The sequence below is a fragment of the Paraburkholderia dilworthii genome, from assembly GCF_000472525.1.
Lineage (GTDB): Bacteria > Pseudomonadota > Gammaproteobacteria > Burkholderiales > Burkholderiaceae > Paraburkholderia > Paraburkholderia dilworthii.
In genome coordinates, this window is the sequence record NZ_AWZT01000018.1 from 112,460 (window position 1) to 121,040 (window position 8,581).

The 8,581-nt window shown below is 62.5% G+C and carries 10 protein-coding genes and 1 pseudogene; 6 read left to right on the top strand and 5 right to left on the bottom strand.

The annotated features are described in order from the left end of the window. Nucleotides 1-80 precede the first annotated feature (80 nt). The gene (locus F759_RS0117580) at nt 81-947 is read right to left on the bottom strand and encodes a LysR family transcriptional regulator (RefSeq protein ID WP_027801037.1); all 867 of its coding nucleotides are present in this window, start codon (nt 945-947) and stop codon (nt 81-83) included. Nucleotides 948-1,084: 137 nt separating this feature from the next. Between F759_RS0117580 and F759_RS0117585 the strand changes: the two genes are divergently transcribed. The 3 genes from F759_RS0117585 to F759_RS0117595 all read left to right on the top strand — a co-directional run bounded on the left by F759_RS0117585 (nt 1,085) and on the right by F759_RS0117595 (nt 3,364). Then, on the top strand, nt 1,085-2,029 hold the full coding sequence (locus F759_RS0117585) for an AEC family transporter (protein ID WP_027801038.1): 945 nt from the start codon (nt 1,085-1,087) through the stop codon (nt 2,027-2,029). A 126-nt stretch (nt 2,030-2,155) separates the two neighbouring features. After that, a complete protein-coding gene (locus F759_RS0117590; RefSeq protein ID WP_027801039.1) occupies nt 2,156-2,734 on the top strand; it encodes a DUF4337 domain-containing protein in 579 nt (192 codons plus the stop codon). Nucleotides 2,735-2,746: 12 nt separating this feature from the next. Beyond that, on the top strand, nt 2,747-3,364 hold the full coding sequence (locus F759_RS0117595; RefSeq protein WP_027801040.1) for a LysE family translocator: 618 nt from the start codon (nt 2,747-2,749) through the stop codon (nt 3,362-3,364). A gap of 121 nt (nt 3,365-3,485) precedes the next feature. Here the strand turns inward: F759_RS0117595 and F759_RS0117600 are convergent, their stop codons facing one another. The 4 genes from F759_RS0117600 to F759_RS0117615 all read right to left on the bottom strand — a co-directional run bounded on the left by F759_RS0117600 (nt 3,486) and on the right by F759_RS0117615 (nt 6,114). Next, on the bottom strand, nt 3,486-4,760 hold the full coding sequence (locus F759_RS0117600) for an RNA polymerase sigma factor (RefSeq protein ID WP_027801041.1): 1,275 nt from the start codon (nt 4,758-4,760) through the stop codon (nt 3,486-3,488). 4 nt (nt 4,761-4,764) lie between these two features. Next, nucleotides 4,765-5,172 (bottom strand): VOC family protein, encoded by a 408-nt coding sequence (locus F759_RS0117605; RefSeq protein ID WP_027801042.1) that lies wholly within the window; start codon nt 5,170-5,172, stop codon nt 4,765-4,767. Nucleotides 5,173-5,202: 30 nt separating this feature from the next. Next, on the bottom strand, nt 5,203-5,616 hold the full coding sequence (locus F759_RS0117610) for a YciI family protein (RefSeq protein WP_027801043.1): 414 nt from the start codon (nt 5,614-5,616) through the stop codon (nt 5,203-5,205). 144 nt (nt 5,617-5,760) lie between these two features. After that, nucleotides 5,761-6,114 carry a YciI family protein gene (locus tag F759_RS0117615; RefSeq protein ID WP_027801044.1) on the bottom strand — a complete coding sequence of 118 codons (354 nt, stop codon included), beginning with the start codon at nt 6,112-6,114 and terminating at the stop codon, nt 5,761-5,763. Nucleotides 6,115-6,437: 323 nt separating this feature from the next. On the opposite strand from F759_RS0117615, the gene F759_RS0117620 reads away from it, so the two are divergent. The 3 genes and pseudogenes from F759_RS0117620 to F759_RS42200 all read left to right on the top strand — a co-directional run bounded on the left by F759_RS0117620 (nt 6,438) and on the right by F759_RS42200 (nt 8,140). Further along, a complete protein-coding gene (locus tag F759_RS0117620; protein WP_027801045.1) occupies nt 6,438-6,674 on the top strand; it encodes an EexN family lipoprotein in 237 nt (78 codons plus the stop codon). Nucleotides 6,675-6,921: 247 nt separating this feature from the next. Beyond that, a pseudogene (locus tag F759_RS45000) lies at nt 6,922-7,595 on the top strand (TraX family protein). A 26-nt stretch (nt 7,596-7,621) separates the two neighbouring features. Further along, nucleotides 7,622-8,140, top strand: a complete 519-nt coding sequence (locus tag F759_RS42200) for a hypothetical protein (RefSeq protein ID WP_152530665.1) — start codon at nt 7,622-7,624, stop codon at nt 8,138-8,140. Nucleotides 8,141-8,581: the final 441 nt, after the last annotated feature.

Here is an 8,581-nt window from a genome sequence, read left to right on the forward strand (position 1 = left end):
CGTCGAGTTAGCTCGAAGGCGAGTGCGCTCGATGATCGCAGATTCCTCGCGGAAAGTTATTGCGTTTGCACGTGCCGCCCTCACGCCAACTCCAGAAACCGCGCCAAACAAGGGTTCCGATTCGCCGGCGACCAGGCCAGCACCTGCTCGATCAAAGGCGCGTCGACCAGCGGTTTGAACACCACGCCGGCAAGCTGCGCCTTGCGCATCGAAGCGGGCACGAGCGCAACGCCCACGCCCTCATCGACGAGGCTCAGCACCGTCTGCTGCAATTGCACTTCAAAGCGAATATCCGGTTCGAAGCCGCCTGAGCGGCAATGGTCGAGAATCGTCGCGCGCAAAGTGGGCGCCACTTCCTCGGATGCCAGGACGAACGGCTCGCCGGCCAGTTGCGCGATCTCGAGCCGCCGCGCGCGGGCCCGCGGATGGCCTCGCGATAACGCGACGCACAGCGGCTCGCGCAAAATCGTGCGCGTGGCGAGTCCCTTGTCGGGCACGTGCGGAAACATGATGGCCGCGTCGATGTGCCCCGCCATCACCTGCGCGGCCAGGTCGTTAGACACCACTTCGCGCAGATTGAGCGCGACCTCGGGGTAGGCTGCGCCAAACGCTCGCGCATAGCCGGGCACCACGTTATAGGCGGCGCACATGGTGAAGCCAATCGCGAGCTTGCCCGCGTCGCCGGACGCTGCGGCCTGCGCATTGCTCACCGCCTGTTCGACGGAAGCGAGAATCGCCCTGGCATCCGCGTAAAAGCGCTCGCCCGCGGCAGTCAGTGTGACGTTGCGTGGGCTGCGCTCGATCAACGTCACGCCGAGACTCGCTTCCAGCGCCGCGAGTTGGCGGCTCAACGGAGGCTGCGACAAGTTCAGGCGCGCCGCCGCACGCCCGAAATGGCGCGTCTCGGCGAGCATCACGAAATAGCGCAGCGGCTTGATGTCGATCACGTTCACACCTGGCTTGAATGACGATGCATAAAAGGTATCGTCGAGGGCAAAAAACAGTATTTGATTGTATCAACGCAAATCACTACGCTGACGGGTCGCCTTTTTTTCCGCGCCATCTCACCCGCGCGTTCGTACCGATGTTAGCCACTCTCGAGATCCTGCTGCCCGTCTTCGGCCTGATATTCGCGGGCTTTGCCTGCCGACGACGCGGCGTGCTCGGGCCGAACTCAGCCTCGGAACTGAATCGCTTCGTGGTCTGGCTTGCGCTGCCCGCGCTGCTGTTCGACACGATGGCGCGCGCGACGTGGGAGCAGTTGTATCAGCCGGCGTTTGTCGTCACGTTTTCAATTGCATGCGCTGGCATCTTTGCTGTGATCCTCGTCATGCGTCTGGTGAGCGGCCGGCATCTCGCCGATGCGAGCGTCGATGCGATCGCTGCGTCGTATCCGAACACCGGCTACATCGGTTTCCCGCTCGGCATGATCGCGTTCGGCCACGCGAGCCTGACACCCACCACCATCGCGACGATACTGGTCGCGTGTGTGCTGTTTGCGGGCGCCATCGTGTTGATCGAAGTCGGCTTGCAGACCGAACGCGCGCCGCACAAGCTCGGCTTGAAAGTGCTGCGCTCGTTGGCGCGCAATCCGCTGATCGTGTCGCCGATCGCCGGCGCACTGTTTGCCGGTCTGCACGTGGCGATGCCGCCAAGCGTGGAGACGTTCCTCAAACTGCTGAGCGGCGCGGCCAGCCCGTGCGCACTCGTGAGCCTCGGCTTGTTCCTCGCCGAAAAGCGTCCGTCCGAATCAAACACGCGCGGCATTGCGTTATTGCTGACGCTCGTCAAGCTGGTCGTGCAGCCGGCACTGACATGGTGGCTCGCGGCACGCGTCTTCAGGCTCTCGCCCGCGCTGGTCGAAATGGCAGTCGTGCTTGCGGCGCTCCCCACCGGCACCGGCCCATTCATGCTGGCCGAGTTCTATGAACGCGAAGCGCACATCACATCGCGCACAATTCTCTTATCGACGATAGGCTCTGTCGTGACGCTATCGGTGCTGTTGCTATGGATGGGTCATCGCGCCTGAACCGGAACAGCGGAGCATTCACCGACAGCGCGAGTCGCCATCTTCAGGGCGTCACAAGCTAAGATTGAGGCCGCCGGGCTCATGCGACGCCCGGACACGACAAAGAAGTTTGCCTCGGAGAAGCTGATGCCCGAAGAGTATGAAGTGCATGGTCCGCACGACCATGCGGTGCAGCACACCGGCCACCACGACGCGGACTCTTTCGGGAGCCGCATGGCCGTGATAACGGCGGTTCTCGCGACGATTGGCGCGTTGTGCGCCTATCAGAGCGGGAATAGCGAAAACCTCGCGCTTTACTACAAGAACGAAGCCGCGATCAGGAAAACCGAGGCATCGAACCAGTGGAATTACTACCAGGCCAAAGGCGAGAAACAGAACCTCGCGGAACTTGGCGCGGCGCTGTCCGTCAGCAATTCCGACGCGCATGCAAAATTCGTTGCGGACGTCGACAAATACAAGCAGCAGAAAGAGCCGATCCGCATCAAGGCTGAAGCCATCGAAAAAGAAGTACTCGATAACGACGCCAAAAGCGAGACGCTGCTGCATGGCCACCATCGTTGGGCGCAGGCAACTACGCTGATTCAGGTCGCTATCGCTCTATGCGCGATCACGCTGCTGACCCGCAAGAAGTGGCTGCGCAACGTATCGTTCGTGGTCGCGGCGGCGGGCGTCGCGACTGGCGCGATGGCCTTTTTCTCGGCTTGACGGAAGCTTTGCGTGATAGATAGTGCAGCCGTTCTCGGTGTGTTATCCGTGTATGTGGCCGGCGTCGTGATTCCCGGTCCAAACTTCGTTGCGGTCGCGCATAAAGCGGCCTCCGCTACACGCATCGAAGCACTCGCGGTGGTGGCAGGCATCGTGCTCGTCAATCTGTTCTGGGCGAGTTGCGCAATTCTCGGCGTCGGCATTGTGTTCGCGGCGTTTCCGTGGCTTGCGTTCGCCGTGAAGGTGGCCGGCGCGGCTTATCTGATGTGGTTCGGCGGACGGCTGATCTTCAACGCTTTTGCAGGCAAGCCGCAACAGAATGCGCAAGCGCCTGGCGGCAGCGTGCGCCAGGCGTTCGCCCAAGGCTTCGCGACCAATATCGCGAATCCAAAATCGGTCGCGTTCTTTGCCGCGGTGTTTTCGTCGGCGGCGCCGCCGCACGAGAGCGTCGGCACTTTCGCCGCGATGCTAGGCATGGTATTCGTCGTGGCGAGCAGCTGGTATGGCTTTGTCGCGCTGACGTTGTCGCATGCGCGGATCGCGTCCGCGTACCGCCGCAGCAAGGCATGGGTCGACCGCGTGTGCGGCGGGCTGATCATCGTGCTGGGTGTGCGTCAGTTGATCCGTTAGCGCGTTGTATAGCGTTTTCATCAGCGACCCCACTAGCGCGTTGGATAACGTCATCACTAGCGCAGGTGGCCGGGCGCCGTGCCAGCTCCATGCCCGGTTTATGCGCAGAAACTACAGCGGCCTACTGCATCACGGCACGCGCGCGTTCGAGCAATAACTCGCGTTCGCGTGCATTGCGCGTCATCGCGGCGGCACGTTCGAACTCCGCGCGCGCCTCGTCCATGCGACCGAGCTTGGCCAGCAGATCGCCGCGCACGCTTGGGAGCCAGTGATAGTTCGCGAGCGCTGCATCGGCCGCGAGCGCATCGACGATCTCGAGGCCCGCCGCCGGCCCGAACGCCATACCCACCGCGACCGCGCGATTCAACTCGACAACCGGCGACGGCGCCACTTGCGCAAGCGCGTCGTACAGCGCGACGATCTGCGCCCAGTCGGTTTCTTCCGCGCGATGCGCGCGGGCATGACACGCGGCCAGCGCGGCTTGCAGCGCATACGGCCCGCTCGCGCCGCCAAGCGCGTGCGCCGTGTTGAGCGCGGCCAGCCCTCGACGGATCAGAAGCGGGTCCCAGCGGCTACGGTCCTGATCGAGCAACAAAACGGGGCGGCCTTGCGCATCGGTGCGCGCATGCGTGCGCGACGCCTGAATTTCCATCAACGCAACGAGGCCGTGCACTTCGCTTTCGTCCGGCACGAGACCGCTGAGCACGCGCCCGAGCCGCAGCGCTTCTTCGCAGAGCGCCGGGCGCATCCAGTCGTCGCCGGCTGTCGCCGAATAGCCTTCGTTGAAGATCAGATAGATGACTTGCAACACCGAAGCGAGCCTCGGCGCACGCGCTTCCGCCTGCGGCACCTCGAACGGGACCTTGGCCGCCGAAAGCGTGCGCTTCGCGCGCACGATGCGTTGCGCGACGGTCGGTTCGGGCACGAGAAAGGCGCGCGCAATTTCGTCCGTCGTAAGGCCGCCGAGCAGACGCAGCGTCAGCGCTACCCGCGCCTCGGTGGACAACACCGGATGACACGCGGTGAACACGAGCCGCAGCAGATCGTCGCCGATATCGTCGGCACGTGCGGCGTCGAGCGCATCGACGAAATCGGGTACGACATGCGCCTCCAGCGCGTCTAGGTCGTGGCCCAGCTCTTCGCGCTTGCGCGCGTGCAGCGCCTCCTGCCGCAAGCGGTCCAAGGCGCGGTTCTTTGCAGTCGCCATCAGCCACGCTCCGGGATTGTCGGGCACGCCTGCGTCGGGCCAATGTTCGAGCGCCGATACCAGCGCGTCTTGCGCGAGTTCTTCGGCGAGCCCGACGTCGCGCACCATCCGCGCGACGTGGGCGATGACCTTGGCGGACTCGATCCGCCAGACTGCCTCGATGGCACGATGAGTGGCCGGTTTCGTCACAGGCTCAGCCCGCCGCCTTCGCGTTCGGGTCCATGTAGATCAGCTCCCAGATATGCCCGTCGACGTCTTCGAAACCGTGGCCGTACATGAAGCCGTAGTCCTGCGGCGCGCGCGGCGCCGTGCCGCCCGCGGCGAGCGCCTTGGCGACGAGCGCATCGACTTCGCCCCGGCTTTCGCACGAGAGGCCGACGAGCGCTTCGGTGCTTTCCTTAGGATCGCAAAGCGACTTGCGCGTGAATGACTTGAACAGTTCCTTGACGAGCAGCATCGCGTAAAGATTTTCGCCAAGGATCAAACACGCCGCCTGATCATTAGTGAATTGCGGATCGAAGCTGAAACCAAGCGCGCTGAAAAATGCCTTCGATCGTTCGAGATTATCGACCGCAAGATTGACGAAGATTTGCTTGTGCATGATGGAATCCAGTAATTGGTTAGCGTGAAATCAGCGGCGGCCCGCTTCCAGTTCACGGAAACGCTCGAGCTCCGCACTCGGCTCGAAGTCGTCGAGTTCGTAGAGTTGCCGTACTTCGATTTCACCATCGGCCTGTTCGCCGGACGGCGCGGGGAAACGCCGCGCCCATTCCATCGCTTCTTCACGCGAACGCACCTGGATCAACGTGTAGCCGGCGATCAATTCCTTCGTTTCTGCAAACGGACCGTCGATCACCGAGCGCTGGCCGCCGCTGTAGCGAACGCGCCATCCTTTCGAACTCGGCTGCAAGCCGGTGGCATCGAGCAGCACGCCTGCCTTGGCGAGTTCTTCGTGATACGCGCCCATCGCGGCCATCAGGGACGCTTCCGGCATTTCGCCGGCTTCGCTCGCGGCAGTCGCCTTCACCAGGATCATGAATCGCATCGCCGTTACTCCTTTCGTCGTGAAATTATGAGGTTGAGCGCGGCGCGTTGGCCTGCTCTTACTCACACGACGAGCAATGCGCGAGCGATTCGACAGATACGTTGAGCCGCCTGGGGAAAACCCCGAGCAAACTAGCGTCGATGCCTATGCGAAGCACGGGCCGAGCTTGCGTACCTCGACGGTGCACCACGCAGCCGCCGGACAGGCTTGTGCAATCGCCACCGCTTCGTCGCGCGATTCGCAATTCAGCAGGAAAAAGCCGCCAACCATTTCCTTTGCTTCGGCGAAGGGGCCGTCGAGCAGTTTCGCCTGACCGTCGCGCACCTGTACGCGCACGGCGTCGCGAGAAGAAGTGAGCGATTCGACCGCGAGCAGTTTGCCGCGCTCCTTGAGGTCGGCGGCGAAACGTACCATCTGATCGTAGACCTCGCGGCCCTCGGCCTCGCCCCGTTCGATACGTTGCTCGGGAGGCTCGACAATCAGCAGCATATAAGACATGGCGTCTCCAATGAATTGCGCTGCGGACAGGCGCCCGGCAGTCGTACGGCGGCAATGAACGCGCTTACCGTGAGCGCGGGAGGCCAGTCTAACAAGCGCGGATCGTTCAGGTAAACCTGATCCGTCGAGTATTCGGCGGCTAGCCGCACGCTTTTACGAAGACTCGTAAGCGCCGCAACTTGCGCATTTACTTTTGCCGCGCGGCACGATTGCGCCGATTTGAAGTGTTCTCCCAACGCGCCGTCAGCCGCCGCCGATCAGTCGTTCCGCTCGGGCAGCTACACGAAAAGCCGGCTCTATACTGGTAACGCCAAGGGGAAGTGATGAAACGACTTATCGCGATTGCGTGTGTGTGTTTGGGAAGCGTCCTGCTCGCGTCGCGCGGCAAGCCTGTGCATTCCGTCGATTACTACAAGCAGCACGAGGACGAACGAAAAGCCATGCTCGAAAAATGCACGGCCGACCCCGACCTCGTGACGAGCGACGAGAACTGCCGCGGTGCCGCCGACGCGCAGGCGCTGTCGGGCAGCTACACGCCCAGCAAGCCGCAGGAATGGTGAATCTATGAAGAAGCTACCTGTACTGCCAGTTTTGGCATGGTTCGATACCAGTAGCCGACCAACGGATGAGCAAATCAAGGCGCGTAAGGGCTGTCATCTTCCGCACGCCTAACTTTAGCGGCTAAATCGTATGGATAAGAACAACACGGCCGCCGTTGCGGCAATGAGCGGCGAGCGGTTTTCGCTGCAGAGCCTGCGCATCGCGGACGGTACGCTCAAAGCGTTGGAGTGGATCGGTCTGTTGCTGATGACGGGCGATCATGTCAACAAGTACCTGCTCAACGACACGGTGCCACTGCTGTTCGACGCTGACCGTGCTGTCATGCCGATTTTTGCTTTCGTCCTGGCGTTCAACCTGGCCCGGCCGGGCGCGCTCTAGCGCGATGTGTATCCGTGCACGATGGGCCGCCTCACGGTGTGAGGCGCGCTCGCGACGCTAGCATTCATCGCCTTCGGTCTGCTCGCCGGGTGGTGGCCGCTCAACATCCTGTTCACGCTGCTGGTACTGACGGCCACGCTGTTCTTCCTTGAGCGCGGCGGCAAGGCAAACATCGCTGCGGCATGCGTAATCTCGTTGCTGGCGGTAGTTCCGTCGAATTTTGATGGCCGGCGATCCTGATGGGGGTCGCCGCGTGGTCCTACGCGAAGCGGCCCTCGGCGACGATGCTGGTTGCCGCCGTGCTGGCCTGCGCTGCGCTGGCCGTCATTAATCGCAACTTTTGGGCGCGCGCTGTACTGCCGGCGCTTGTGGCCACCTCACGCATCGACGTGCGTTGCCCGCGCTGGAAGTGGGCGTTTTACGCCTACTACCCGGTGCATCTGACGGCCCTGTGGCTCATTCGCATACCGATGAGTCACGCGGGGAGGTTTGGAACACAAAGCAGATGCACTCAAGGCGGCGATTGCCGCCGATATGTTTAAGGCTCTCGGCCGCGAGTCGATCAGCGATGATCGCGGTGTATGAAAGCCTGATATGCAGCTCGCTCGATCACCTGGTGACGTATGCCAGCGAGGATCTCGCGAAGCTGATCCGCAACGAACAGCAGTCCGTTGTGGCGACGCTGCTGCATCGGTTGAAGCCCGATGGTCAGGTACAACCAACGACGGCCCCATTCCAGTCTCGCGGACCAGACCTCGGACGAGGCATACGTCGCCAGGCTGCCAGCGATCAAATCGGCAGCTTGACCTCCCCAGCGCTTCCACTTAAAAATCCGGATTCCCTGTCCGAAGAAGCGGAACCACCTTTCTCTAAGTCACCTCTCTTCCCTTCCCGGCATCCAACTCGGGATGATATGCGCCGGCTCCGCCTGAATACACCTGCAAATCTCTCGCAGCACCGTTGGGTTCAGGGCGGCGTAGCCACCCATGTACTGACGCAGCAGACTCTGCGTCCGCCCCAACTGTGCGGCCACATCGGCTTGGGTACGGGACTGGCCGAGCGCCTGCGCCCTTTTTGCCACTTCTGAAAAGCGCGCCAGCCACAGGGCAGCACCCCCGTGACGGCCCGGCTGTCAACCGCCCGGCGCTGCTCGCGAATGCCCTTCTCGCCCTACAGGGCATTCTCACGCCAATATGGCAGCGCCAGCGGCGGATCGCCCCGGTAGCTCACGACCCACGCCGCGCTTGAACAGCAACGCTTCAATGCCCCCTAGGCTTAGGGGTTGGCCGGAAATACCAGCGCACGGCGCAGCGAGCTGAGGACCGCTGCCGGGAAGCGGCGACCGTGAGCGATTTTCCCTTGGGGCGAGCCGTTACTGATAGTTCACCGTGACCGTGGCAATTGCCGTAATCGAACCAGGAGTGACCGACGCAGCGGACTGGAAATACTCAGCCCGGAACGGTAATACATTTGGGCCGCCAGGATTGCCGACGTGGGTATCCTTGTTGAATATCACCGGCGCGCCCTG

What these genes read in the sequence shown, in the direction of transcription:
- F759_RS0117620 (WP_027801045.1), top strand. Translation starts at nt 6,438, where the DNA reads ATGAAACGACTTATCGCGATTGCGTGTGTGTGTTTGGGAAGCGTCCTG.
- F759_RS0117610 (WP_027801043.1), bottom strand. Translation starts at nt 5,616, where the DNA reads ATGCGATTCATGATCCTGGTGAAGGCGACTGCCGCGAGCGAAGCCGGC.
- F759_RS0117590 (WP_027801039.1), top strand. Translation starts at nt 2,156, where the DNA reads ATGCCCGAAGAGTATGAAGTGCATGGTCCGCACGACCATGCGGTGCAG.
- F759_RS0117585 (WP_027801038.1), top strand. Translation starts at nt 1,085, where the DNA reads ATGTTAGCCACTCTCGAGATCCTGCTGCCCGTCTTCGGCCTGATATTC.
- F759_RS42200 (WP_152530665.1), top strand. Translation starts at nt 7,622, where the DNA reads ATGATCGCGGTGTATGAAAGCCTGATATGCAGCTCGCTCGATCACCTG.
- F759_RS0117615 (WP_027801044.1), bottom strand. Translation starts at nt 6,114, where the DNA reads ATGTCTTATATGCTGCTGATTGTCGAGCCTCCCGAGCAACGTATCGAA.
- F759_RS0117605 (WP_027801042.1), bottom strand. Translation starts at nt 5,172, where the DNA reads ATGCACAAGCAAATCTTCGTCAATCTTGCGGTCGATAATCTCGAACGA.